General features: G+C 57.6%; 26 protein-coding genes. 11 read left to right on the forward strand and 15 right to left on the reverse strand.

Annotated elements, in window-relative coordinates; translation table 11 throughout:
• The first annotated feature begins 5 nt into the window (after positions 1–5).
• The 3 genes from QA637_RS18760 to cax all read left to right on the forward strand — a co-directional run bounded on the left by QA637_RS18760 (position 6) and on the right by cax (position 3942).
• Positions 6–974, forward strand: coding sequence for a DUF2950 domain-containing protein (locus QA637_RS18760; RefSeq protein ID WP_283066172.1), 969 nt, complete (start codon positions 6–8; stop codon positions 972–974).
• 343 nt (positions 975–1317) lie between these two features.
• Entirely contained in the window at positions 1318–2583 is a 1266-nt protein-coding gene (locus QA637_RS18765) for an alpha/beta hydrolase (RefSeq protein WP_283067376.1), read from the forward strand.
• 213 nt (positions 2584–2796) lie between these two features.
• Entirely contained in the window at positions 2797–3942 is a 1146-nt protein-coding gene (cax, locus tag QA637_RS18770) for a calcium/proton exchanger (protein ID WP_283066173.1), read from the forward strand.
• Between the two features lie 146 nt (positions 3943–4088).
• On the opposite strand, the gene QA637_RS18775 is transcribed toward cax, so the two are convergent.
• Both QA637_RS18775 and QA637_RS18780 read right to left on the reverse strand, forming a co-directional pair.
• A complete protein-coding gene (locus tag QA637_RS18775; RefSeq protein WP_283067378.1) occupies positions 4089–4586 on the reverse strand; it encodes a potassium channel family protein in 498 nt (165 codons plus the stop codon).
• 887 nt (positions 4587–5473) lie between these two features.
• Positions 5474–5737, reverse strand: coding sequence for a hypothetical protein (locus tag QA637_RS18780; RefSeq protein WP_283066175.1), 264 nt, complete (start codon positions 5735–5737; stop codon positions 5474–5476).
• Between the two features lie 46 nt (positions 5738–5783).
• Here QA637_RS18780 and QA637_RS18785 point away from each other — a divergent pair, with 46 nt between their 5' ends.
• From QA637_RS18785 to QA637_RS18800, 4 genes are all read left to right on the forward strand, one after another.
• Positions 5784–6695, forward strand: a complete 912-nt coding sequence (locus QA637_RS18785; protein WP_283066177.1) for a nucleotidyltransferase and HEPN domain-containing protein — start codon at positions 5784–5786, stop codon at positions 6693–6695.
• Positions 6696–6857: 162 nt separating this feature from the next.
• Positions 6858–7241 carry an antitoxin Xre/MbcA/ParS toxin-binding domain-containing protein gene (locus QA637_RS18790; protein ID WP_346283773.1) on the forward strand — a complete coding sequence of 128 codons (384 nt, stop codon included), beginning with the start codon at positions 6858–6860 and terminating at the stop codon, positions 7239–7241.
• Positions 7238–7717 carry an RES family NAD+ phosphorylase gene (locus tag QA637_RS18795; protein WP_283066179.1) on the forward strand — a complete coding sequence of 160 codons (480 nt, stop codon included), beginning with the start codon at positions 7238–7240 and terminating at the stop codon, positions 7715–7717. Before QA637_RS18790 ends, QA637_RS18795 begins: the two co-directional genes overlap by 4 nt.
• Before the next feature lie 134 nt (positions 7718–7851).
• The gene (locus QA637_RS18800) at positions 7852–8211 is read left to right on the forward strand and encodes a hypothetical protein (RefSeq protein WP_184108997.1); all 360 of its coding nucleotides are present in this window, start codon (positions 7852–7854) and stop codon (positions 8209–8211) included.
• On the opposite strand, the gene QA637_RS18805 is transcribed toward QA637_RS18800, so the two are convergent.
• The 13 genes from QA637_RS18805 to QA637_RS18860 form a co-directional block, all read right to left on the reverse strand.
• A complete protein-coding gene (locus QA637_RS18805; protein WP_283066181.1) occupies positions 8200–9375 on the reverse strand; it encodes a tyrosine-type recombinase/integrase in 1176 nt (391 codons plus the stop codon). The genes QA637_RS18800 and QA637_RS18805 overlap by 12 nt on opposite strands.
• Positions 9376–9400: 25 nt before the next feature.
• Positions 9401–9802, reverse strand: a complete 402-nt coding sequence (locus tag QA637_RS18810; protein ID WP_283066182.1) for a type II toxin-antitoxin system VapC family toxin — start codon at positions 9800–9802, stop codon at positions 9401–9403.
• Positions 9799–10056, reverse strand: coding sequence for a type II toxin-antitoxin system VapB family antitoxin (locus QA637_RS18815; protein WP_077498148.1), 258 nt, complete (start codon positions 10054–10056; stop codon positions 9799–9801). The genes QA637_RS18810 and QA637_RS18815 overlap by 4 nt, the downstream gene beginning before the upstream one ends.
• Before the next feature lie 461 nt (positions 10057–10517).
• Positions 10518–10823 carry a hypothetical protein gene (locus QA637_RS18820; protein ID WP_283066186.1) on the reverse strand — a complete coding sequence of 102 codons (306 nt, stop codon included), beginning with the start codon at positions 10821–10823 and terminating at the stop codon, positions 10518–10520.
• 506 nt (positions 10824–11329) lie between these two features.
• Positions 11330–12052, reverse strand: a complete 723-nt coding sequence (gene istB / locus QA637_RS18825) for an IS21-like element ISRel16 family helper ATPase IstB (protein WP_283066187.1) — start codon at positions 12050–12052, stop codon at positions 11330–11332.
• A gap of 11 nt (positions 12053–12063) precedes the next feature.
• A complete protein-coding gene (gene istA / locus QA637_RS18830) occupies positions 12064–13593 on the reverse strand; it encodes an IS21 family transposase (protein ID WP_283066189.1) in 1530 nt (509 codons plus the stop codon).
• Positions 13594–13720: 127 nt separating this feature from the next.
• Positions 13721–13939, reverse strand: a complete 219-nt coding sequence (locus QA637_RS18835) for a hypothetical protein (RefSeq protein ID WP_283066191.1) — start codon at positions 13937–13939, stop codon at positions 13721–13723.
• A 246-nt stretch (positions 13940–14185) separates the two neighbouring features.
• On the reverse strand, positions 14186–14347 hold the full coding sequence (locus QA637_RS30995) for a hypothetical protein (protein WP_428843181.1): 162 nt from the start codon (positions 14345–14347) through the stop codon (positions 14186–14188).
• Positions 14348–14409: 62 nt separating this feature from the next.
• Positions 14410–15528: a peptidoglycan-binding domain-containing protein gene (locus QA637_RS18840; protein WP_283066193.1), complete on the reverse strand. Its 1119-nt coding sequence runs from the start codon at positions 15526–15528 to the stop codon at positions 14410–14412.
• Positions 15529–15763: 235 nt separating this feature from the next.
• A complete protein-coding gene (locus tag QA637_RS18845; protein WP_283066194.1) occupies positions 15764–16993 on the reverse strand; it encodes a S1 family peptidase in 1230 nt (409 codons plus the stop codon).
• Positions 16990–17778 (reverse strand): M12 family metallopeptidase, encoded by a 789-nt coding sequence (locus tag QA637_RS18850; RefSeq protein ID WP_283066195.1) that lies wholly within the window; start codon positions 17776–17778, stop codon positions 16990–16992. The genes QA637_RS18845 and QA637_RS18850 overlap by 4 nt, the downstream gene beginning before the upstream one ends.
• On the reverse strand, positions 17775–18044 hold the full coding sequence (locus QA637_RS18855; protein ID WP_283066197.1) for a hypothetical protein: 270 nt from the start codon (positions 18042–18044) through the stop codon (positions 17775–17777). Before QA637_RS18855 ends, QA637_RS18850 begins: the two co-directional genes overlap by 4 nt.
• A gap of 163 nt (positions 18045–18207) precedes the next feature.
• On the reverse strand, positions 18208–18405 hold the full coding sequence (locus tag QA637_RS18860; protein ID WP_283066199.1) for a hypothetical protein: 198 nt from the start codon (positions 18403–18405) through the stop codon (positions 18208–18210).
• A 223-nt stretch (positions 18406–18628) separates the two neighbouring features.
• Between QA637_RS18860 and QA637_RS18865 the strand changes: the two genes are divergently transcribed.
• From QA637_RS18865 to QA637_RS18880, 4 genes are all read left to right on the forward strand, one after another.
• Complete coding sequence (locus QA637_RS18865) at positions 18629–19177, forward strand: thioredoxin family protein (RefSeq protein WP_283066200.1); 549 nt, start codon at positions 18629–18631, stop codon at positions 19175–19177.
• A gap of 660 nt (positions 19178–19837) precedes the next feature.
• Positions 19838–20503, forward strand: a complete 666-nt coding sequence (locus tag QA637_RS18870; RefSeq protein WP_283066202.1) for a hypothetical protein — start codon at positions 19838–19840, stop codon at positions 20501–20503.
• A gap of 194 nt (positions 20504–20697) precedes the next feature.
• Positions 20698–21645, forward strand: coding sequence for a GH25 family lysozyme (locus tag QA637_RS18875; protein WP_283066204.1), 948 nt, complete (start codon positions 20698–20700; stop codon positions 21643–21645).
• Complete coding sequence (locus QA637_RS18880) at positions 21599–23515, forward strand: GH25 family lysozyme (protein WP_283066206.1); 1917 nt, start codon at positions 21599–21601, stop codon at positions 23513–23515. Before QA637_RS18875 ends, QA637_RS18880 begins: the two co-directional genes overlap by 47 nt.
• Positions 23516–23615 lie beyond the last annotated feature (100 nt).

The following is a 23615-nucleotide window of genomic DNA, read 5'->3' on the forward strand; positions in this document are numbered from 1 at the left end:
CGGCCATGACCAAGCTTTTGCACACCCTTCTCCTCGGATCGGCGCTCTCGCTTGCGAGCGCGCTTGCCATCGACGTCGCCCTCGCGCAGGCCGAGCAGCCGGACCAGGCGCAGCAACCGGCAGGCATCATCGACGACTATGCCGCGGCCGAAGACCCGCCGGCGTTCGACGATCCGCTGAAGGCGGTGGAGGCCTTCAAATCGACGCTCGCCGCGAATGATTTCGATGGCCTGGCGAAGCTGCTGGGCCTCGATGCGGCCAAGCTCAGGACGGGCGAAGGGATCATGGAAACCTTCGCGCTCATTCGCGAGGGGGCGGCCCGCAATGTCGTCGTTCGCGATCTCGAAGGACGCAAGGTTCTCGAAATCGGCGATCGCCTCTGGCCACTGCCGTTCCCGCTCACCAAGGGCGAGGACGGAAAATGGGCGTTCGACACCTATGTCGGGCTGGAGGAGATCGTCAACCGTCGCGTCGGCGAGAACGAGCTCGAGGCGATCGAGACGGTGCGCGCCTATGTCGAGGCGCAGAAGGACTATGCCGCACAGGACCGCGACGCCGACGGCGTGCTCGAATATGCCCAGAAGCTCATCAGCAGCCCGGGCCAGACCGACGGCCTCTACTGGCCGGCCGATCAGGGCGAGGAGACAAGCCCGGTTGGCGACGCGATCAGCGAAGCGGCGCTCGAAAAGGCGAAGGCCGGCGAGGGCTATTTCGGCTATCGCTTCCGCATCCTGACGTCACAGGGCGACAACATCGCTGGCGGCAAATACGACTACACCATCAACGGCAACATGATCGCTGGCTTCGGTCTGATCGCTTGGCCGGTCACCTATGCCGAGACCGGCGTCAAGACCTTCCTCGTCAACCAGCAGGGCATCGTCTACGAGCGGGACCTGGGCCCAAGCACGGGAGCGATCGTACCCTTCATCGACCGCTTCGATCCGGACGACAAATGGACCGTGGTTGCCGACTGACTTTATGACGGCAAAATATATCGATCGTTCGGGCGGGCTGCCTGCCGGCGCTGCGGCAGCAGCCTGCGCGTGGGGAATTTTCCTGCTGTGGTGTAGAGAGCCAAGAGCTGGCGAAACGGCGAGCGACGGCAACGAAACGGCGGCGGTTCTGCCGTATCCAACGATCCGATCGGGTGATTTGCGCCTTGTCAGGAAGAATTCGTTCTGCGCGGAAAGTCGATTCCGGCTTCCGCAACACGCTGAAGTGCGGATATATCGTGGGACGTCATCAATTCGTTGCGCGGCCGCGGTCAACTGGCGCGGGGTCTGGTAGCGGTGTCAGAGGGGAATACCGATGCCTCAAATGAGGGGTCTCCGCGCGCGTCGCCGCAGCCTTGGTAGGACTGGGCGAACCGTTGCAGGCGCGCTGGTGGCGGCCGCCGTACTGGTCGGATGCGGGGGGCATCCAAAAGGCGTGATGACGCCGGTGGCGCTGACGGCGCCGAGTAAGACAACGCAGGTCGACATGCTGGTCGCGACGACGCGCCAGCCGTCCGGGAATCCTGCGACCCTCTTTTCCGGCGAACGAAACGCAGCGCTTTCCTTGACTGACGTCGCGGTGTCGATCCCGCCGGATTCGAAACGCAAGCCTGGCACCGTGCAATGGCCGCGCCGCCTGCCTCCCAATCCGGAAACCGATTTCGCCGTGACCCGCGTGCGCGAACTGCCATCGCGCGAAGAAGCGCGCGCGTGGTTCCGCGAGCATACTGTCGATGGAAACATCCTGCTGTTCGTACACGGCTTCAACAACACCTACGAGGATTCGGTGTTCCGGCTGGCGCAGATCGTGCATGATTCCGGCGCTGAGGCGACACCCATGCTGTTCACCTGGCCGTCGCGCGCCCGTGTGTTCGACTACAACTACGACAAGGAAAGCACCAACTATTCGAGAACGGCCCTCGAGGATGCTCTGCGCTCCTTGGCGAACGCCCCGGATGTCAACGAAGTCACCATTCTCGCCCATTCGATGGGGACTTGGCTGACGATGGAGTCGCTCAGGCAGATGGGCATTCGCGACGGCGGCATCGCGCCCAAGATCAAGAACGTGATCCTCGCATCGCCCGACATCGATCTCGATGTCTTCGCCAAGCAGTTCGTGGAACTGAGTGAGCGGCGGCCGAAGTTCACGATCTTCGTGTCGCAGGATGACCGGGCGCTCGCTGTATCGAGCTTCATATCGGGCGACATCTCGCGGCTCGGCGCGATCGATCCGACGGCCGAACCTTACCGCACGCAGCTCGAAAGGGCGGGCATCACCGCGATCGACCTCACCAAGGTTCAATCCGAGGATAGTCTGCACCATGGCAAGTTCGCTGAAAGCCCGCAAATCGTGCAACTGATCGGCCAGCGCATTGTCAATGGCCAGACGCTGACGGATTCCGAGGTCACCTTGGGCGACAGCATCACTGCCGTCGTTGCCGGTACCGCCAAGAATGTCGGCACGGTCGCGGCCGCGACGATCAGCGCGCCTGTGAAAGTGCTTGAGCAGCCGGCGCTGCCGCCCAAGAAGCGGCCGCATCTGGACGAGACGCTCGAAAGCGGCGCGCATGCCGGAGCGGCCACCAATTAGCGCGGTTCCAGGAGGGATGCGCAACGATCTTCTTTGGGATCGCCTTCAAAGAGTTAGAGCGCCCCACTGGTCAATGAACGGCGAAGCGCGCCCAGGACGCCATGCAGAATTCGAAGCTCTACGGCAATCTTTGCGCGTCCGTTTGGACGCGCAGCGCTGTAGTGCGAAGCGACGAACGGCGGCTGACACACCCGGACTCCGGAGGGCGATGTGATGAGCAATTTGAAAGGCGGAAGCTCTGGGGGCCTGCCAGGCGCTGCAATCGGCAAGGCCGCCTTGGCGGAGCTTCGGCGAACGCCTCTGCTGGCGCTCATCGTGTTCGTGCCTGTCGTCATCTTTTTAGAGCAGACGGCGCCACAGGCGCACACGTGGCTGTTTTTCCTGTCGGTCGCAGCGATCATACCACTCGCCGCGCTGTTGAGCCGCGCGACCGAAGCGGTGGCGGCGAAAACCGGCGATACGGTGGGAGGCCTGCTTAACGCCACTCTCGGCAACCTGACCGAGCTCGTGATTTCGCTCGCGGCCCTGCAGGCGGGTCAATATCTGCTGGTCAAGGCTTCCCTTGCTGGCGCGATCGTCACCAACACGCTCTTCATGTTGGGCGGCGCCTTCCTCCTCGGCGGCTTCAAGCATCACCTGCAGGAATTCAACAGGGTGAACGCGCGCTTCCAGGCTTGTCTGCTGTTCCTGGCGACGATTGCCATTCTGGTTCCCTCTGTGATCAGCGAAGTGGATCGAGCTCCGGCCGCCGCCTTCTCCCAGAAGCTGAGCCTCGGACTGGCGATACTTCTGATCGCCGTTTACGGCATGGGCATGCTGTTTTCGCTGAGGACACACCGGGAGCTCTTTGCGAGCGTCGGTCATGAGGACGAAGAGCAGAAACCATGGCCGCTTTCCGTAGCGATCGTCGTCCTGGTTGCTGTTACGCTACTGGTTGCTCTCGTCAGCGAGATTTTCGTCGGTTCGGTGCAGATCGCCGCAGAGCATTTGGGGATGACGCCTGCCTTCGTCGGTTTCATCATCGTCGCCTTGGTGGGCGGCGCCGCAGAGATGACAACGGCCTTCTCCGCGGCGCGTGCCAATCGCCTCGATCTCAGCGTTGGCATTGCGCTCGGCAGCGCCGCGCAGATCGCGCTTTTTGTTGCCCCTGTACTGGTGCTCGTTAGCTACTTCGTCGGTCCCGAACCGATGTCCCTGCAGTTCTGGCCGGGCGCGGTCGCGATGATGCTGGTCGCGACGATGGCCGCGACCCTTCTTTCCAACGGCGGACGCGCGGCTTGGTACATGGGTGTCATGGCGTTGGCGACCTATGCCATATTCGGAATGACGCTGTTTCTCCTGCCACCCGCGGCGTCGTGATGGGAGGCGGAACCGCGGGCCGATGCCGCGGGTCCAGCGCCGATCTACTGCATGTCGCCCGAAAGTGTCAGCATTTCCGGATAACGGCTGCATGAAAAATAAAGACCTAAAGCGCGTCGCATGGCCCCAATTGAATGCGACGCGCTCTAGTCGCGGTGGCGGCCAGGTTCCGGCTCCCGAAAATAAAGGCGCTGGATCACTGCCATCATGAGCGCTGTCGCCCAGCCAAAGATGATCCAGCCATTGACCGCCTCGAACGTCGCAATCTGGCGCCAATCCCTGCCAAGGACAATATCGCCGTATCCAACCGTGGTGAACGTAACGGTCGAGAAGTAAAAGGCTTCTTCGAAGCTCGGTAAAGCTTCCGCGACATAATAGAACGCCGCCCACAGGCAGACATCGATTATAATGGGAAATATCAAGTATATTACCCAGGCGACCGTCACCACGGTCGGGTGGCGATACGCAAAGAATTTCCGCCTCTCGTCGATCCGGCGCAAGGCATGCAGTCCGGCGGACATGAATAATGCCTGGATGGCGACTGTTATCGCGATCAGGCCGCATGCAATGGAAAGCCGAATTATCACGACGTCTCCTCGGTGTGTCGACGGCTGGCGGGGCGCATTCAAACCGGGCGTTACCATCTCCGCCGGCGTCAATCTATCAAAGGTCGCCTTGTCCGTGAACATGCGGCAGCCGGCATGATGCGGTCCTGTGCCGACGATGGTGACTGGCAGGCGGGCGCTCTTTGGATTCGACTTTAGTATGACTTATTAGTCATCGCTTATTTTTGATTGCCTTGTCTGAGCAATTGTGTAATCTCCTAATTGCGCGGGCACACCTTCAAGCATTTCCTTGTAGTTCCCCTGCCTTGGCGATGTTCTGAAGACGTATTGCGGTGCCGGTGCTTTATTGCGTCGCCTCCATGATCTCCGTTGAACTGAAGAGGCTCCGATCTTTTATCGGAGCTTCTTCAGTTTATCGGATGAACGAGGAGTTATATTAATAATATATTTTCGCATAATTCTACATTATCTCATCTCTTCGCAATCTTCGTATTAACGCGCGGTCGCACATCGAATACACCGCCGGATAACCGCCAGATGCGTTTTGCGGCGCCGCCGAGTCTTCCGAATGAGGATCACGTCCCCGCGTGGCGGGTTCCGTCGACCACCGGAAGGCGCAGGCGATATACCTGGGCGAGACGCTCGCGCGACTTCCGATCCTCAACCTTTGGCGATATTCCGTTGGATTGAGTCCCGTCGCCTCCGGGAAGCGCCGGAGGAATATGTGTTCTCCTCCAGGGCCGGCGCGACCGGCCATCGTCTGCAGCGTGACGGCCTTTGTGCTGCTGCGGGTGCCGGATCTTCAGAATGACCCGGGTCCGCGTGGTCGGGCTTGGGGGCCAGGACGCTGTAGTAGCTCTGTTCGCGCGCGCCGGGGGTCGACCAGCATGAAGCGCGCTTTCGCAAGCATGACAGCGGTGCCGAGCGACCGGCCGACCAGCTCAGGCCGAGATTGATCCAGGTTATCATGCCGCCGCGGTAACGATATCATCTTCGTCGATAACGAGCCCGTCCGTATCGATACGCACGTCGCGGTAGCGATTGGCGATCACGTCCCGGTTTGACCAGTGGCTCGTGATCGGCGACCGGAAGCGGGCCGGATTCTGCTTGCGTCCGGCGGAGGAATGCTTCCATCGCTGTTCATGTGCGCCGGTGGCGGGAGGGAAGGTCGCGCATTCAGCAAGAAAATGAGGCTCCGCGGCGACGCCCGCGGCGCGGCCGCCACTCATAATTCCCGCAGTAGACGGCGAGTCATCTTTGTCCTATCGGTTGGACATGAGAACGAGCCTCGAACATCTGCCGGAGAAAAAACAGCGCGAACTTGCCCGGGTCGTGGAGATCATTCACGAGGAGTTCGCCGATGCGCTCGAAGGAAGTTCAGCGGGCTTCAAGAAGCGCGGTCGGATCCTGAAGATCATCCTGTTCGGCTCCTATGCCCGCGGCACCTTTGTCGACGAGCCGCATACTATGAAAGGCTATCGCTCCGACTATGATATCCTCGTCATCGTCAATTCGAAGAAGCTTGCCGAACCGCAATACTGGGACAAGGCGACCGACCGGCTGATGTGGGACAAGGCAGTTTCGACGCCGGTTGGACTGATCGTCCATGGCGCCCGCGAGGTGAACAACTTCCTGGCCGACGGGCAGTATTTCTTCGTCGACATCCTACGCGAAGGCATTGTGCTCTACGAACTCGACGACCGGCCGCTGGCGGAACCGAAGCGGCTTGCGTCGTCCGATGCGCTCAGGGTGGCAATGGAGCATTTCGGTCGGGTTTTCAGGTACTCGACGGCGTTCGCTAAGGGTGCGAGGTTTTATCTCTCCGAAGGGGACTTGAACCTGGCGGTGTTTGAATTGCACCAAGCCGTTGAGTCAGCCTATTCTGCGTTGCTCCTCACCCTAACCAACTACAGCCCGCCTTCGCATAATCTAAAATTTCTGCGCGGCCTCGCCGAAGACCAGGATCGCCGGCTTGTCGAAGCCTGGCCGCGTGACCAGCATCGCTTCACCGCCTGGTACAACATACTCAACGAGGCCTATGTGAAGGCGCGTTACTCCAAGCATTTCGAAATCACAGAGGAAGCTCTTGCATGGCTCATTGAGCGGACCGAACATCTTCACCGTCTTGTCGAGGCGATCTGCAAGGAGCGTCTGGCCGACTTGGCGCAAACAAGCGGCGTCAACTGAGCCGTCCGGTGGCCGGATTGCCGGCCAGGTCCGAATTACAGCATAACTGCGTCAGTCGAGATCAAACAGCATACCGTCCACCGAAGAAACAGCGCGATTGCGCTACACCACCAAAAGCGTTCGGAGCGCTGCTCGCTATAGCGGCGGTCAGGCCGGGCCGGCATGCTGAAGCTTCCGTTCCCGTCGAATGCGATCTCCGGAGAGGGCGGGTTGCCTGTCGCGGCATTGGAGCGCGTGGTCCACCTTCTGGCTCCAAATGACAGCCAATTCAAGTATCACTTGGTGCCGAAGGCGACCTATTATGAACGCCGAAAGGCGACGCTTCGGCTCTCACAGGACGAAGGGATGCGTGTCGCGCGTGTCGCCAGGGTTTGGAATCTGTCACTGGATGTTTGGCAAAGCGATGAGGAAGCCCGTAAATTCCTGTTTCGGCCCCACCCCATGCTCGAGAACAAACGTCCGATTGCTGTGGTCATTCAGAGCGAGATCGGCGCCAAACTCGTCCTGGAAACCCTCGCAAGCCTGAAATACGGCAGCGCTGCGTGAGCGCCCAGATTCCTGATTGCACGCTGTCGGCACTTCGAATAGGCGATGCGAAAGGGACCTATCCCATATTCGACGCAACCGGCTCAACCATAGCCCCGGGGCGCTGGAACACGCCGGCAAGCCCGATCATTTACAGCAGCGAGCACTACTCAACGGCGGTGCTCGAAAAGCTGGTGCATGGCAGCGGTCGATTGCCGCCAACCCAGCACTACGTGGAAATCACAATGCCGCGCGGCTTGACCTATGAGGTCTTTTCGCCGGGCCTCCCAGGCTGGGACGCGATGCCGCCGACAGTGAGCAAGGGGTTTGGCGAGCAATGGTGTCTCGAAAGGACGAGCGTAATCTTGTTGGTCCCCAGTGTTGTCGCCCGGCTCGACCGCAATATTTTGATAAATCCAGCTCATTCGGAGTTCCCTGAAATTCGGATCAGCCTTTATCAGCCGGTTTACTGGGATCGTCGCCTCTTCGGACCGTAACTGCGCAGTGCGTCTTGTAGTAGCTCGCCGCCTGCGTGACCGACTTTGCTTTTGTCGTTTCCGCAGGAACTTTATCCCGATTTTGCCATTCTTATCGATCAGTTCCCGCAAAGAGGAACCAAGGAGGAGGGATCGTGGAAATCAGCGCCAGTGACCGCGAACTTGTCGCGGTGATGAGACAGTATTTTGCGGCCAAAGCCGAGCTGGAGAGCCTGAAAGGACAATTGGAGGCGGCACGACAGGCAGTCGGCGAGGCGATCGCCGTATTCTACGATCCCCGCCAGAACGCCGAGCACGCCGCCGACCTGCAACGCTCGCATCGCTTGAGGGGAGAGATGGCGTCGCTAATGCAGCGTGCTGAAGCCTGGGGCAGGGCAGCATCGGGTGCTGACCGGCACGATAGATCGGAGGCGGAAGCGGAACCGGAAGAATGGCAGCCGTTTGAGAGGCGAGCCGATGCACTCTTCGGTGCGTCGTCACGCTTAGACGATTAGCCGGGCCGCTCGTCCATTCTTTCGTTCCGCGTTGTTGTAGTAGCTCGCCGCTTGGGTGACCGATTTGTGCAGTGACTGCTGCATCGCTTCCGGCAGGGAAACACCGCGGTTGGCCGCCTCGGTCAGATAGCCGGACCGAAGTCCATGGGCGGAAAATAGTGCCGGATCGAGGCCGGCCTGTTTGCAGCGACTTTTCAGGATCAGGTTGACCGACTGCGGCGTCAGCGCCCGACGATCGAGGTTGCCCCACTGGTCGATGCGCCGGAACACCGGCCCGTCGTTGATCTGCACTTCCGCCAGCCAATGCTTCAGGGCGCTCACTGGTCGACCGATCAGCAGCACGTGTTCGTCGTCATCATGCGTCATCGTTTCGGTGCGACCAAGGCGGATCGACAGGCAGGGGAGGGGAGGGGAGCTGACATCCGATGGGTCCGTCTGAACAGGCTCCTCGTCGACGAGATCCGCGACGCGCAATCCCGCCACTTCGGAGCGGCGACGGCCGCCGGAGGCGAAGGCGGTCAGGAGCAGCGCCCGATCGCGCACGTCAACCAGTCGATCGGAGGCGCATGTTTCGAGGAGCTTTGCGAGCACTTCGCCAGTGACTGCCTTCCTGCTCTTGCGTTCCCGCGGCCGGGCGCTGGCGCGAACGGCAAGCCGCAGCGCGGACTTGAGCGATGGCGCGGCAAAAGCGCCGATCAGGCCGCGCCAGCGGGTGAGGATCGACCACGAGGTCAGCCGCCGCCGCACCGTGCCTGGGGCGTGCGGGCCGTCGGCCTTGAGCAGGTGTTCGGCGCGCAATCCGACCTCGACGTCGGCCGGCATGCCGTGAGCCGGATCCTCGGCGCGCTTGACCGGATCCCAGAGATGATGAGCGACGAATTTCAAGAGCAGCGATTCCGGCGCCGGCCAGGGGAGGGGAGAGCCGGTTGCAAGCTGGCACCAGGCCTCGAGGTAGCCGAGATCGGAGGCAAGGGCCCTCAATGTGTTGTCGCCCATGCCTTCGGCTGCCAGATGTTTCAGGGTCGCGACATCGTCGTCGGTCAGCAGCGCGGCGAGCTGGTCGCGTCGGTCGAACGGCAGGATGGCGTCGAGCGCGTCGAGCTCTTCGGCGCGTCGGTGGACCGCTTGGCTGTCCGATTCCGCCGCTCTATGTTTGTCGATCATTTCGGGCTTGGTTTGCAATTGTCCCTCAACCGGATGATGCCGGGTGAATTTTCAGGTCCGTCTGGCCAAAATCGTTGCCCTTGAACAACAGTGGCGCCTTGGTGATCCTCGCAACAGCATAGGAAAAACAGTCGCCCATGTTGAGCGTCGCCGGGTGGCGGCCTTTGCCGAAGCGGTCGAACGCTCGTTCCGCTTCCCGGTAATGCGCCTCATCGAAAGCAATCGCCGTGACGTTCGGAAGCTGGACAAGCTGATCGACAATTTTTGAGGCGTTGGGGAATCCCTTGCCTGTCAGCACCATGCGCGCCTCCAGCAGGGTCGGCCAGCCGATCGCAACCGCCTCTCGACCGATCAACTGCGTGAACCGTTCGGCCTCCCGCTCTGCCAGCGCCATCGCCAGAATGACCGACGTATCGACCGCGATCATCGCGGCAAACCGTGTTCGTCGTAGAAATCGTCATGCGCCGATGTCGTGCCGGCCGGGACCGCACGCCGGCCTTCGGCCATCAAATCCGACAGCACATCGATCGGCGCCCGGGCAGACTGCTGGCGCAGTTCCAGATCGTAGTGCTCGAGCGCCTGCTCGACCAGCCTGTTGATCGGCTGACCCGTGCGACGCGCCAGCGCGTGCGCCAGATCCCTGGCCTTGGTGCTGCGGACTGACAGTTGCGGTTCGGACATTGCGTTTCCTCGATCAAAGCTCATCGAAGAATAGCGATTTCGGCGTCAGATGGCAAGGAAATCACCTTCAGATGGCTAACTATCGATACTTGAATACTATCGATAGTGATGGGGCGCGGAAAACAGCGTCCGGATGACGGAAAATAAATGCCTTTTAGCCTCCGTTTGTGGGATTTCAGACGTTAATTCCTATGGCTAATTGTTTACAAATATGGTCGCTGCTGCTGCAGAGCTTGGTGGCTAGAGGCGCTGTGGCGTTCTCCGGCAGCCAGATCATTGATGGGCATAGCTAAAGAGGCACGTGCAAAAGAATATGGAGCACCCGGTAGCCTCTGTTATAGAGCGACAATCTGGATGAAATCACTCTCACCTTGTCTGTCGCGCCGCACTCTTGGTGCTCCCGTCAGACGGTCTCGACGCCGACGCGCTTTTTGGCCCACCATGTCGGCGCGTGTGATAGTTCAGCGCTTCTCGGAAGTCTGACGGATTTCTAGACCAGAAAACCCAACCGCCGCGGCAGGAATGGTCTGTCTATTGCGAGGATCCATAAATAGACCGACCTCGGATAATAGTTTGTCGCCGTCTTGCCATTGTTCGGGCGCGAGTAGCGGCAAAAGCCTTAAGATGATCAGCGCGGTGCCGTCGGTTTGCGAGAAGGGAAAGTCGGCGAACCAGTCGAAGGCAATTTTGTTTTGCTTGATGTAGGTTTCCTTGGCGCCATTGCGCTTGGCGCGTTCGATTGGCCAGTCGTCTGGCGTAAGTTGCACTTGAGGCTGACCAATGAGCGGTAGAAGCGCGACACCGGTATGATCGAAATCGAGATAGCACTTAGCGACGTAAAGCCCGCCTCCCGTGAGGGCCGCCTGCCGAGCATACTGAATACTGGTGCCTTGTCGCCCAGGATATTGCCCTCAAGATCCTCAGCGCCTTTCAACGGGCCGGTAGGGCCGTTGTAGACATAGGCGTTGCAGGCCATCAGATGTCCGTGAGGTCCTCCGGCGGGGTGTTGATCAGCGGAATCATCCGTTCGGTCGGCTGGCCATCGACTTGCATGTCTGGGGTCAAATGGCAACTGGCACAGCGATTGCGGAAGACGGTCTGGCCGCGCGCCACCTTATCCGGCACGAGGGTGCCGATTCCGATGAAGCCGCCCCTTTGTTCCGAGATGATTGCGCCCCCGGATTCCAGGATGATCTCGCCCCCTTGAGGTTGGGGTCCTGCTGGCTGTCTTAGTTTGTCAGTTGATCGTGGTCGCGAGTCAAGCTTTCCGGCGCTAGTTTCGCCGTAAGCTTTCGCCGGATAGGTCGATGCGGTGGGCATTGTGAACGAGGCGGTCGAGGATGGCATCGGCATAGGTTGGATTGCCGATGATCTCGTGCCAGGCTGATACCGGAAGCTGGCTGGTAATGATCGTCGAGCGGCGTCCGTAACGATCTTCGAGAATCTCCAGGAGATCGTGGCGCGCCTGCTCGTTGAGCGGCTCCAGGCCCCAGTCATCGAGGATCAGGAGCTGCACGTGCCCGAGGGTTCGCTGCAGGCTTGCATAGCGGCCATCGCCGCGAGCCAGGGCAAGATTGGCAAACAGCCGCGGAACGCGCTGGTAGAGAACCGAGCGATCATCGCGACAGGCTTTATGCCCGAGTGCGCAGGCCAACCAGCTTTTGCCGACGCCGGACGGCCCGCAGATGGCAAGATTGTCGTGGGCATCAATCCAGTCGCCGCCGATCAGTTTCATGAACAGGGCGCGATCGAGGCCGCGTTCACTGCGATAATCGACATCCTCCGGCACGGCCTGATTGCGCAGCTTGGCGAACCTCAGACGTGCGGCAAGCTTGCGATCGTAGCGCCAGCTCCATTCTCGCTCGAGCAGCAGCCCGAGCCATTCGGCGTGGGACAATTGTTCGCTCTCGCCGTTGCTGATCAGTTCGTTGAACGCCTTGGCCATGCCGGTCAGGCCCATGGCGTTCAATTTATCAAGGGTCGGGTGGGCAAGCATAGGTCTTCTCCTTAGTGGTAATAGCGGGGACCGCGAATGTTGGAGTGGTGGATGGGGTCAGGTGAGGCTGTGCCGGCTGACGCTGGCGATCGGTCGAGATTGTTGTCGAGAATGGAGCGCACCGATCCATAGGTTCGCGCGCCGATTTCCAATGCCCGGCCGCAGGCCGCATTGACCCTCTCGCGCTCGAAGGCTTTGACGAGGCGGATAATGCCCAGGCAGGCTCTGTAGCCCTGTTCCGGATGCGGCCGATCCGCGAGAATACGCTCGCAGAGCAAGGCAACATCCGATCCGATTGCCGATGCTTCGCGGCTAATGCGCTCAATCGTCCAGTCGGCAAAGCGGCGATGCGATGATGGCATGTGTTCCGGCGTTGTCGTGTGCTTGCCATTGCCGCTCGAGCGTCGGTGGGCAGCGATCCTCTCGCCCTTGTGGAATATCTCGATGGTATTGGCGGTGATGCGCGCCTCGACCTGCTCACGGGCAAATCGGTAGGGCACCGAGTAATAATGTTTGTCGATATCGACATGATAATCGAGGCCGGCCCGGCGTATGCGCCATTCGGCAAAGACGAAGCGTTCGGCGGGCAGCGGCCGCAGAGCGGGATGATCGATCTCTTCAAACAACTGCCGTCGCGTGCGCCCGACGCGGCGCAGAACACGGGTGTCGTTGAGATCGACGAGCAAGTCACCAATCGCCGCATTGACGTCGGCAAGGCTGTAAAACACGCGGTGGCGTAGCCGGCCCAGCAGCCAGCGCTCGACAATGCGAACCGCAGCTTCGACTTTTGCCTTGTCGCGCGGCCGGCGCGGTCGCGTCGGCAAAACGGCACTGCCATAATGGGCCGCCATTCCGGCATAGGTGCGATTGACCTGCGGATCAAAATGGCAGGCCTTGATCACGGCGACTTTGGCGTTGTCGGGAACCAGCAACGCCGGTGCGCCACCGAAGGCCTCGAGCGCCCGCAGGTGGCACTCAATCCAGTCGGGAAGTGTTTCGCTCCAGCGAGCATGGGCGAAGGAAAGGCTCGATGCCCCGAGCACGGCCACGAACAGGTGCGCTTGCCGCGTCTTTCCCGACAACCGGTCGATGACCACTGTGACCGTGTCGCCGGCATAGTCGACGAACAGCTTTTCGCCAGCCGCATGGTCCTGGCGCATCGTCACCGGCAGCTTCAGGGCCCAAGCGCGATACAAATCGCAGTAGCGACTGTAGCGATAGCCATCGGGGTGAAGGCCGATATACTCGTACCAAAGGATCTGCAGCGTGACATGCTTGCGTTTCAGCTCGCGATGAACATGCGCCCAATCCGCTTCAACGCTGCGCCGGTGACCGGTCTTCGTGCCGGCTGCCTTATAGAGAGCCGCTTCCAACACCGCATCGCTGACATCGTCGCCCAACGGCCAGGAAAGTCCGGCACGCTCCAAACGGCGCAACGTCTCGCGCACGGTCGAGGGGGCCGCGCCAACGCGCACTGCAATCGACTTGTGGCCAAGGCCTTCCTCAAATCTGTATCTCAGAATCTCGCGGACACGCCGCATCTTTAGTCTCTCCGCTGGCATCCCGTTCCTTCCCCTCCGACACTGAAAGGTGGAACGTCTCACCAGCAGGACACCTCGACAAACGCCTCCGTTCAGGGGGCGGCATCATCTCGGAATCAGGGGGCGACTAATTCTCGGAATTGGGGGGCGGAATGATTTCGGAATGCGGGGGCGGCTTGCCTCGGAATCCGCAACGAGGGTGGGAGTCGTAGCCGATTAGCCCGCTGAGCAGAGATTTGTCTTTCAAAACGATATTGCCGAAGACGTCAAGCACTTCGCCAGTATTGCGGCCCAGGGCACCATATTCGACCCAGCCAGCGCCGATCTTGATGCGGCTGTTTGTCACCGAGCCGTCCCATTGGACGCCTGCCGTCGTCCATGACCAAGGCGTCTAGCCAGGTCTTGGGGATCAGTCGCGAGCCCTGTGTGCCGTAATATATATTGCCTCGCGCTCATCGTCCGTCCATCCCTGCCGCACGCTCTGGGCACTTGCAGCGCCGGCTGCCAGCGCCAAGGCGAGTGCGGCAGTGGCGAGGAGTTTGCAGAGCACTCTCATTTTGACATTCCCGCGCTGCATTGCATGTAAGCGGTGCTACTGTGGTGGGGCGTCTCGAAAGCCCTTTTGAGGTCGCGACTGATGTCGAGGGAAATTATTGCTGCGCTCAAACCGGGTGATGACTTCGAGGGTGCGGACACCGATCTGTCCGGTAATGGGACCGACCGAAAAGCCGTTCTCAGTCAATAGACGCTGCATCGTCCGCGCCGTTTCGGTCCCGGTCACTGTCCGGCCTAAAGGTGGCCCTCCGAAGAGCCATCCTACTCATCAGCCAATGTGGTCTTCAGCTTCTCCAAAGTTGTTGCAGGATCGGACCGTATGTCAAGGTCCACGCCATAGCGCGAACTGACGACTTCTAGCGCCCTAATGGTCGAAGGACCGACCAGACCGTCAATAGATCCATACAGATAGCCTTTCGCCGACAGGAAACGCTGGATTTCCCTTACTCTGTCGTCGCCCACAATGGGGTTCGCTTCGCTGTCTGGCGTTGATCGCCGAAAACTCACTATCGACCTTGCTTTCTTCAACACCGCATAGCCGTACGGGCCTTTCGGCTGCAGCGTGATGGCGTTGGGGAGACCCGGCAGATCCAGGCTTCCGACCTTTTCAAGATCCGATGTCACCGGATTTCGCGAGAACTGGGCTATCTCATTCGAGAATGAATTGGCCACCCAGATCACCGACTGATCGCACACGCTTGCGAGCAATGTCGCAGGCTTTACAGAAGACGTGTCCTTCAAGGTTTCCAGCCTTGTCCCTGGTAGCAGCCGCAATCGCACATTGATTGCGGCTTTGACGTCAAAGGATTCGAAAAGCGGATCGAAATCGACAAGGGAAACACGCGAGCTACCGTCTGAGATAAGCAGCGAAGCTGGAGCAGAACCCCCGCACTCACTACCGACAAGTCCGAAGACGGAATAAGCTGTCAAGTCGCGGCTGTTGTCACTTTGGACCTGCAGGGTGGCAACTCGTCGGCCCGAACTGAAATCGTACGCGGTCAACGAGGGACGGGTGGCGTTGTTGACGAGCACGAGTTTCGACTTCGTATCAACCCACGCTCCCCGCGAGCCAAACTTCACCTCAGATTGAAAGTCTTTTCGCCAGGCCAGTTCGCCGCTACCGTTGAGGCGGTAGAAGGAGAGGGCAGGAAAAGCAATCGACGTTCTCTGTCCGGCGAGGGCGACGACGCCTTCGTCCTCGATTGAGAGCTGCGGGTATCCGACCGGCCGCTCAAGGTCGAGGTGCGAAAGTTCGTGGAGCTCTTCAGTGTAAACGGCAAGCTCAGTCGAGACGCCGTTAGACCCCACCACAACGATTTTGCCGCCGTCGGCTGTGACGACCATATCTTCGACCAGCATCTCCGGCTGGATTTGTCTCATGACCTCCAAGGTACTCGGGTCGAGTATTGCGATGTGGGCATCGGCCTCGTCTCGCCCGCCGGCGACCACGACAACTCTGTCGCTCGCGACAACCACGGTTGGTTGAAAGTCGAGGCGTTTTGTCGTCCCGTTCGAAAGAGGGGACTCCGGAACGTACATGCCGTCGGCGAGCGAAGTGCATGGCGACAGAGCCAGGCCTACGGCAAGTGCAAGTTTCAAAGATAGCCGAGTGGAGTTACTTCCAGACATAGTCGGGGCTCACGTTAAGAATTACAGGCGGTAAATTGAGTCCGTCCTCTGTGGCGGGGACAATGGAAATCAATAGGTCACGGTAAGGTTCCGGCTTTCCAACGGCGTTTTCCGCGAGCTCGTACTGCGCTTCAAGTTTATCCTGTACGTCGGCGACAACGAACACGCCTTGTTTCAGGACGGGATCAAAACTATCGCGGGGAAAACTCGGAGGGCCGCCGCTTTTCAGCTTCAGGGTGGGCATGTCCTTGCTGATAATATCGTTACCCTCGCGGAGTCTCAATCTCGGCGTGATCTGGAGCTGTATGCTTCCAATCTGCGGGCCGCCTTTAATCAGCTTCGTGTATTTGACTTGAAGTGAGCCGTCATCTCTTGACGTCGTTGCGGTCCACTCGAAGCGTTTTCCGATCTCCTTGAGCCCGTCCTCGACCTGGTTCAAACGTATGTCGATAGGCGGATCGCCAGCTTTCATCGCTCCGACGACTTGCCTGAGCTGCAGGATTTCCTTCTCCAGTTCGCGGATCTTTATGTATCCGACCAGTGGCTGAGCGAAATCGACGGGGATCATTATCGCCAAAGTGGCGATGTGCTTGGGTGATCCCTTGAGAAGCCCGATGACCGTGCCGTTTTTCGTGTAGACCGGGCTTCCGCTTTCCCCGCCGTCGATGGCCACATTGAGTGTCCAGCCGTATGGAACTTCATCGCTCTCGGGGTCGTTGACCGATATCGCGTGAGTCTTATAGTTGTTCTCCGAAAATCCTGACGAAAATATATCCGGTGGGTCGCTGGGATCGATGTCTGCGATCGTGCCAAGTACAAATGGTTCGATTGGGGGGTGGTCGTGGGGCAAATCGATTTTCAGCAATGCGAGGTCGAGATTGCCCAATTCGGAGATGAAGTACGCCGGATATTTCATAACACCCGCTCCCGCGTCGCCGATGCTTGCCTCTATCCTCACGTTGATTGCGTCAACCGCTTCCAGCGGCTTGAAGAAGTGCTCGACCGTGAGTGCGAAGCCTTCAGGGCTAATGAAAAAGCCTGTTGCCTGGCTCTCGACCGAGTCTGCAGTGCCAGCCGAAGGCCCTATCGTCGGTGTTCCGATGGCGTGCAGATGAATGAGCGAAGGCCGTACCGGTAGATGCGGATTCTGAGCTTTGGCTCCTGCCGGAAGCACAATCAGGAACAGGAGGACAAATATCGCCGCTGATCGCATCATCCTGCTCCATAAATGTATTTGACTGCGATGATATCGAATTGACTTAGAACACCGTCGTTGCTGTAAACCGGATTGCAGTAGTTCATGACCGAGTGGACATCCCACGGCGTCAACTGCGTATTGTCGCCATCCGTCCCTTGACGCTTATCGCACTCCCCGGGTGTGTCCGGTCGGTTTTGTTCGTGGGCGAACCCGATGGCGTGACCGAACTCGTGAACTGCGATAACCCGATTGCAATAATCGAGCATCGACTGACACGCCGGGCTCCAGTTGTTGTAGGTAAAATTGAGCACCATCCCATTCTTGATGCCGTTCACGAACTTTCCGAGAAATTTAACGTGAGGGCCTTCATCTTTAACCGCAATGCGTATTCCGCCAGCGCTGGGGTTGCATTGGCCCCAGCCCACGAAACGGATTCCCGAGTTTGCTTCCCAGGTGTCTCGAACGGCTTCCCGTACGAGCTGTCGTTGTGCGGAGAAATCAGGTTGCAACTCTTCCCAGCAAACCCAGACTTCGTTGAACGGCCATTTGGACGCCATTAGCGGATAGGCTTTGTCAGTGATGTTCTTTTCCTGTTGCGTCGTCAGGTTCGCATAGAAGCTTTGGGAGGTAGCACCTCCGGGTATGGCAGGAGCCGCGTCTCCAGCCGTTGTGGGCAAGGCCAGCATCACGCCGTTCGAAGCTTCGTTCTCAATGGCTGCCTTTATCGCCGCACCTTCCTGCGCGACGGCCCACGTCGAAAAGAGAGTAAAGACCGCGACCATTGCGATTGACCATCTCTTCATTTCGATTCCCCCCGATATTGTAACTCCTGAATGAAGTCGGGACCGGCCTTCCGGCGGCCATTGTCACTGACTGCTGCGATGGTGACGTTAATGTGCTGAATGTCGGACCTGCTTGCGTCCACCGATCCGGAAACTTCAATCGGGACGATTTCGAGTGATGCACCGCCTTTGACGGTATTCTTGATCACGAAATCGTTGTCGCATTCGTAGCGGAGCATTAATGCGTATAGAGGTCCGGCGGCGACCCCGTTGATGTCGGACACCATGGCGGTAACCCATGGTTGAAAAGCCGCCGGCCTGGAATTTGTTTCCGTCGCGTGGCACGCCGAGATCGAACTCTCTTTGAACTTGTATTAGTAAACCAAAAATTATAACATTCTGCAACTGTCCTGAGTCGCAGGGTTGGCTAAAGCGTGTAAAGAACGGCGGCTAGGAGAACAGTCTTGCGGCAAAGCTCATCGGCCAACTTTCAGCGATGAAGCACGAAAAGTATTCCGACCTTTCGTGGTTCAGTGGATAACTCGCCAGCCGATATTTGACGAAGCCGATGCCTGGACGTGCCGATCCTCCGGCGCGGCGGATCTTTTGCTTTTTCCTGCCCGTCGCATCTACCTCGGACTTCGACATCAGCGCAACCGGCCTGGCCATGTACACGCCGATGCCGAGCCCCCAATAGGAGGTGATTGCATTGCGCTCGTTTTGGCAAACCACGGCCCTCGCTGGGCTAATAATAGCAACTACCGTCGATTATGCGTGCGCGACAACTAAAGGAGAAATGCTGGATTATACTTACGAAACTGGTGGACCCAACCACCGAATAGTGAGGTCGTGCTATACAATTGTAGCGGACATGCTGGTCGAGCATGCGGGGGTTCAGCGGAAATCGATCGTTCCCGATGCTAACTTAATTTCGGATCTCGGATTGGATGAGTACACTCTAGGTGGAGTGGTGTTGAATGCCGAGAGGCGAACGGAACGAGAGCTCGACGGTGGCGCCCACTACACGACAGTCTCGGATCTGGCGATTAGTCTGTGTAGAGCGAAAACTGTCCGCCGACTAGCAGGAATGAGGTATATCAGAACCATCGATGGAGCCGAACTTAAGCGTCGCATCAGCGCTAAAGGTAGTAGGATCGTTATCGATTTTTCGGCCGAATGGTGCCGGCCCTGCCAGATGATCCGCAGATCGTTGGCAGAGATAGCAAGTGAACAAAAGGAAAGGTTTGATATTGTCAGGATCGACATTGACAAAACGCCAGATGTGGCCGAGCTGTACGGTGTCCGCTCAATCCCTACCGTCGTTTTGTTGCGGAACGGGAGACACATAGAAACTAAGGTCGGGGCAGCTCCGAAACAGTTGTATGTCTCTTACTTTCTCTATTATTTCGGTGGACAGTGAGGTCATGGTGGCTAGTGCCCGAGAGTTTGATTCACATTGACGCGGCAGCTGGAGCGAGTCTTTGATAACGACGGAGATATGGATACGGGTCGCCGTGGCGCATCCGTAAGAACATCGACGTGCAGCAATTCGGCTATAGCGCTGAATCTCGACGTGAACAATGATCGGTCGCTAAGGGGTTCGCGGTTTCGCTCAGTGTGTGAGGCCAGGCAAGCAGCAGCCACAAAAACCGCCTGAACCAATTGATGAAGCCGCGAGAAGTTGTAGCCGGCGAGATAGTTCGGCCCATGGATCTTACTTTGCAGCAGCCTCGGATCGTCCGTACCCGGAGCAAGTGTGCAAGCTGTGGCATGCTGGACTGCGCCCGCCGGCGGGGATTGTCCTTTACATCGACCACAACTCAATGTAATGTTTTCGCAAGCTAATAGAGTAATTGCTAACATTTTTCGCCAATTCCGAGCGATCGTCAGCATGGTTGTGATTGCTTTGATTTAGACCCTCTCCTTCGATCGCTTCTGCTCCGGAGGCGACTACGACTGCCTCACGGGGCGGCACATGAAGTACGCTTTTGCCTCGCAAACTCGCGTGCAAGGCCTCTTTTGTGTGCTCGGATGGAGACTTGTGTTTCTTCAGCTAGTGGAGAGTTCCGAGGGGGCAATAATGAAGATGTTATTTGGGCCCATATTCGTGATATTTCTTACCGGGTGCGGCCATAGAGATGTTGTTCCTTATTCACCCACGTCGATTCTATCCAGATATGGGTATTCAGTGCATGTTCCTCCCTCGTCTCTTCATGGTCCTGGTAATCTGGTCTGGAAACGGAGCACTAATGTTCCAGTCGGAAACCAAGTGACGCTCGGAGATATTTGCTCGCCGAAGTACATGGTATTTCCGGATTCCCTAAGTAAGTCTGGAGCGGAGTCCATTGATTTCGCTAGGAACAAGAATTTTAGTTTTAGTGCAAGCGGACTGGAAAGACTTGGATTAAAAACATCTGCTGCATACTTGAGTAACGTGAGCATTAGCTTCAAAAACACTGAAGTGCAGGAGTATTCCCTAGAGGATCTTCGGTCAATAAGGAGCAACTTGGGGCCAGTCTGCGCTGAACTCTTGGAACTACAGCGTGCCAAAGGAAATGCTTATCAGGTCGTTGGCGCGTTCAAAGCCGACCTGGAGTACAAGCTGACATACAAACGCGCGGTTTCGGCCGGCGTCGCTCGGCTTATCCGAAAGGAGCTAGCCACTGAGTTCGGCATTAACTTTGAGGGACAGGAAGGACAAGTTGGTAGGGGGCTATTCTACGGTCTTTACCTCGATAATCTTTAGGCGTGGTGTCGGCGTAGGCCCAACGCGGTCGACACGTGAAAAATCTCTGCTCAAAAGCAAATAATAATATCGCATGTAAATTGGGATCCAGAAGGCACGCCTTTTAAAGCACCGAATGCAATCTAGGATTACTCAGTGTGTTCCATGTAATAGCTTGAGATTCATGCAGACAACAAAGATACGTGGAGGCCGCTATGAAATGGAATTTCGCTGTAAAAGCTTTGCTCTGCCTTGTTACGAGTTGTATCGGAATAGCGCGCGCGGGCGATACCTCTTGGGAGGATCTCAAAGACGACGTATCACGCCAGACGTTGTTCATAGATGAGGTTATTCCGGCCAAGCTGGCCGAAGAGAAAGATAATCCCAGCGCCCCGAAAGACTTTGCGCTACCTAAAGAGTTCGTTTTTCCTGACGATGCGAAATTCGACAAAGTCGAAAAGAAAGCGCGAGGGGACGTGATCTTCGGAATAGATGTCAGCCATTGGACCGGCAACATAAAGTTTCATAACTTAGCGCTGCAAGAGGTCGACTTTGTTTACGTGAAGGCGACTCAAGGTACGAAGTTTAAGGATGGAATGTTCGGCAAATATTGGGCCGATCTTGGAAAGCTGGATGGCGATAAGAAGGTCTACCGCGGCGCCTATCATTTTCTAACCGCCAATGATGATGTCGTGGAGCAGGCGAACCGCTTTGTCGAATTCCTGGCACTTCACGGGGGTATCGGTGCAGGCGACATGCCGCCCTGCCTCGACCTCGAATGGGATCGTACCTCGACTAATCCCGACCGTTGGGCCGGCCAAGATGCCGCTAAAATTATCGAAAAGGCGCGTACTTGGCTCGAAATCGTCGAGCAGAAGACCAAGCGTACGCCAATCATCTACACAGCCAGGAGCTGGTGGAAGTCCCGCAAGATCGATGAAAAACTCCTGACCAAGTTGGATAGATATCATATTTGGATCGCCGACTATTCAACCTCACACAAAGCCGTCGAAAAGCCGGCCATTATCAACGGCAAGACCCAGAAGTTGTGGCAGTTCGCAGACGACGCCAATGTGACGACCGGCTACAAGAGCGGCTTGGATGCCAACATCTATTATGGGACTCGAGCAAGCTTCGAACAGGATTTCGGCATTACGCAATAGTTGCTTCAAGGGATTAGTGTGGACCATGGGCTTCTCATGCCGGCTCATTCCCTATCTGGTTTCACTCGTGGCTCTCGCCGCATTTCCTGCAAGTGCGTGCGAGGGCAACGACGCAGATGTCCCAGACGACAAATGCAAGTATTTCTTCCATTATGTTGACGACGGGGCAATGGCTGTTGATGCGAACATCGCGGAACGTCTTAAGGGCAACCTTGGAGACCCACCGATAAGGAGTTATGCGCTCATCGTCGACAACAACTACTACCCGAACTTCGCGCTGCCCAGGGACCGGCGACTTAAGCCGGCTGAGAATGATCTCAAGAACCTGAAGAAATTCTTTGTCGAGCAGAAATTCAACGAAATCATCGTTCTCGAGAACGACCAAGCGACGAAAGATAACATCCGCTACTTTCTCGAAGAGTACCTCCCGGAGCAGTCAAAGGCTCGGCAGAAGCGCGCGCGAATCGTGTTCGCCTATTCGGGCCACGGCGCGCCTGGCAACGATGACGAGCCAGGTTCGATCGTCTTGTCGGCAGCCAAAAACAGCAATGACAGCAAAAATTTGCTGCGACTCAATGACCTAGCGACCATGCTCGTCAATTTGTCGCACAACACCTATCATTTCCTCGCGCTGATCGGCTCGTGCTATTCAGGTGGCATATTTCCAATGGTCGACCCGCGCTGGGGGAGCGATAACTTTCCAAAGGCTCGCGGAGCACATGCGTTGTCGTCTACGGAGTCTGACAAGCTGGCCTACGGGCTGACCGACAATGACGGCAGCATTTTCTTTGACAGCTTGATCGAGGGCGTCCGCTCCGGATGGGCCGATCCGATCTTTGCCGGAATGACATCAAACAAGAGCGGTGCGACGTTTATTAACGGTGGCGGAATCGCCCGGTTTGGGCCGGTCACGAGCTACATCTCGCTCAAGCTCGATATGACTAAAAACCCCGCGACCGGAGAGGACTTTCCGCAAGTTCGCTCGGGCAGTTTGCACAACGGCAAGGAATGGGGGGGGGCTTTCTTTTTTCTTGTACCGAAGAAACCTGCTGGCTCCATCGATTGGGTGGGAACTGTCACCACTGCGAGCTCCGAAGACTCTCCAGAGGTGGCACTCAGTACTGGTAGCGCGATAGAACGCCATCCCGAGATCAAGGTGTTTAATGCACCTGATAGTTATGCGATTCGCGGCCTCGATGTCAGCCACTGGAGCGGCGAGATCGATTGGAAAGCAGCCAAAGAGGATGGACTAACATTCGCCTATATGAAAGCCACCGAAGGGGGAGACTTCGTGGACGATCATTTCGAACAGAACTGGAAAGATGCAAGGCATGCTGGACTGGTAACCGGCGCCTATCACGTTGTAAATTTCTGCAAAGCTGCTGCCCCGCAATTCGAAAACATCAAGAAGAACGTCCCAAAGGATCCGAGCGCCATGCCAATTGCGGTCGATCTCGAATGGTATAACGATGGACCGATCTTGAAGAGCCAAAAGAAGTGCACGGATATCAATAGAATTCAAAAAAACCTTCACGAACTGTTGCAGCTGATCCGCGAACACTATGAGAAATTGCCAGTGATCTTCGCCCATGAGCGCGGCATTCGTGAACTGATCGCGAATCAGTTCAATGAGTATCCACTGTGGCTTCAGGACTGGACGAAAGACGGCACGCCCGAAAGTACCGGGCCGTCGCTGTCGGGGGCCAATCCTTGGACAATATGGCAATTCGCAGGTGAGGTCGCACATTTTGGAAGCAACGACCTGGATCTAAATGCGTTCTTTGGAACGCAGGAGCAGTTTGCGGAATTCGTCTTGGGCAATAGGAATGTTGCTTTAGAGGCAGCGTTACAAGCCGAATCTGTCAAATGAGGGTACGAGCCTGTCAAAACCGGCTGCGTTGCTCCCCGAAGCCGTTGGGAGGTTTTCGATTTCAGTGATTAGGGGTGCCTGGATGCCAATCGATCTTTCC

Origin of the sequence: Sinorhizobium terangae (assembly GCF_029714365.1) — a bacterium.
In the GTDB taxonomy this organism is placed as follows: domain Bacteria; phylum Pseudomonadota; class Alphaproteobacteria; order Rhizobiales; family Rhizobiaceae; genus Sinorhizobium; species Sinorhizobium terangae.

Coding starts and splice junctions, on each gene's coding strand:
- QA637_RS18760 (WP_283066172.1), top strand. CDS start 6: ATGACCAAGCTTTTGCACACCCTTCTCCTCGGATCGGCGCTCTCGCTT.
- QA637_RS18765 (WP_283067376.1), top strand. CDS start 1,318: ATGAGGGGTCTCCGCGCGCGTCGCCGCAGCCTTGGTAGGACTGGGCGA.
- cax (WP_283066173.1), top strand. CDS start 2,797: ATGAGCAATTTGAAAGGCGGAAGCTCTGGGGGCCTGCCAGGCGCTGCA.
- QA637_RS18775 (WP_283067378.1), bottom strand. CDS start 4,586: ATGGTAACGCCCGGTTTGAATGCGCCCCGCCAGCCGTCGACACACCGA.
- QA637_RS18780 (WP_283066175.1), bottom strand. CDS start 5,737: ATGAGTGGCGGCCGCGCCGCGGGCGTCGCCGCGGAGCCTCATTTTCTT.
- QA637_RS18785 (WP_283066177.1), top strand. CDS start 5,784: ATGAGAACGAGCCTCGAACATCTGCCGGAGAAAAAACAGCGCGAACTT.
- QA637_RS18790 (WP_346283773.1), top strand. CDS start 6,858: ATGCTGAAGCTTCCGTTCCCGTCGAATGCGATCTCCGGAGAGGGCGGG.
- QA637_RS18805 (WP_283066181.1), bottom strand. CDS start 9,375: ATGATCGACAAACATAGAGCGGCGGAATCGGACAGCCAAGCGGTCCAC.
- QA637_RS18810 (WP_283066182.1), bottom strand. CDS start 9,802: ATGATCGCGGTCGATACGTCGGTCATTCTGGCGATGGCGCTGGCAGAG.
- QA637_RS18815 (WP_077498148.1), bottom strand. CDS start 10,056: ATGTCCGAACCGCAACTGTCAGTCCGCAGCACCAAGGCCAGGGATCTG.
- istB (WP_283066187.1), bottom strand. CDS start 12,052: ATGCTTGCCCACCCGACCCTTGATAAATTGAACGCCATGGGCCTGACC.
- istA (WP_283066189.1), bottom strand. CDS start 13,593: ATGCGGCGTGTCCGCGAGATTCTGAGATACAGATTTGAGGAAGGCCTT.
- QA637_RS30995 (WP_428843181.1), bottom strand. CDS start 14,347: ATGCAGCGTCTATTGACTGAGAACGGCTTTTCGGTCGGTCCCATTACC.
- QA637_RS18840 (WP_283066193.1), bottom strand. CDS start 15,528: ATGAGACAAATCCAGCCGGAGATGCTGGTCGAAGATATGGTCGTCACA.
- QA637_RS18845 (WP_283066194.1), bottom strand. CDS start 16,993: ATGATGCGATCAGCGGCGATATTTGTCCTCCTGTTCCTGATTGTGCTT.
- QA637_RS18850 (WP_283066195.1), bottom strand. CDS start 17,778: ATGAAGAGATGGTCAATCGCAATGGTCGCGGTCTTTACTCTCTTTTCG.
- QA637_RS18855 (WP_283066197.1), bottom strand. CDS start 18,044: ATGGTGTCCGACATCAACGGGGTCGCCGCCGGACCTCTATACGCATTA.
- QA637_RS18860 (WP_283066199.1), bottom strand. CDS start 18,405: ATGTCGAAGTCCGAGGTAGATGCGACGGGCAGGAAAAAGCAAAAGATC.
- QA637_RS18865 (WP_283066200.1), top strand. CDS start 18,629: ATGCTGGTCGAGCATGCGGGGGTTCAGCGGAAATCGATCGTTCCCGAT.
- QA637_RS18870 (WP_283066202.1), top strand. CDS start 19,838: ATGAAGATGTTATTTGGGCCCATATTCGTGATATTTCTTACCGGGTGC.
- QA637_RS18875 (WP_283066204.1), top strand. CDS start 20,698: ATGAAATGGAATTTCGCTGTAAAAGCTTTGCTCTGCCTTGTTACGAGT.
- QA637_RS18880 (WP_283066206.1), top strand. CDS start 21,599: ATGGGACTCGAGCAAGCTTCGAACAGGATTTCGGCATTACGCAATAGT.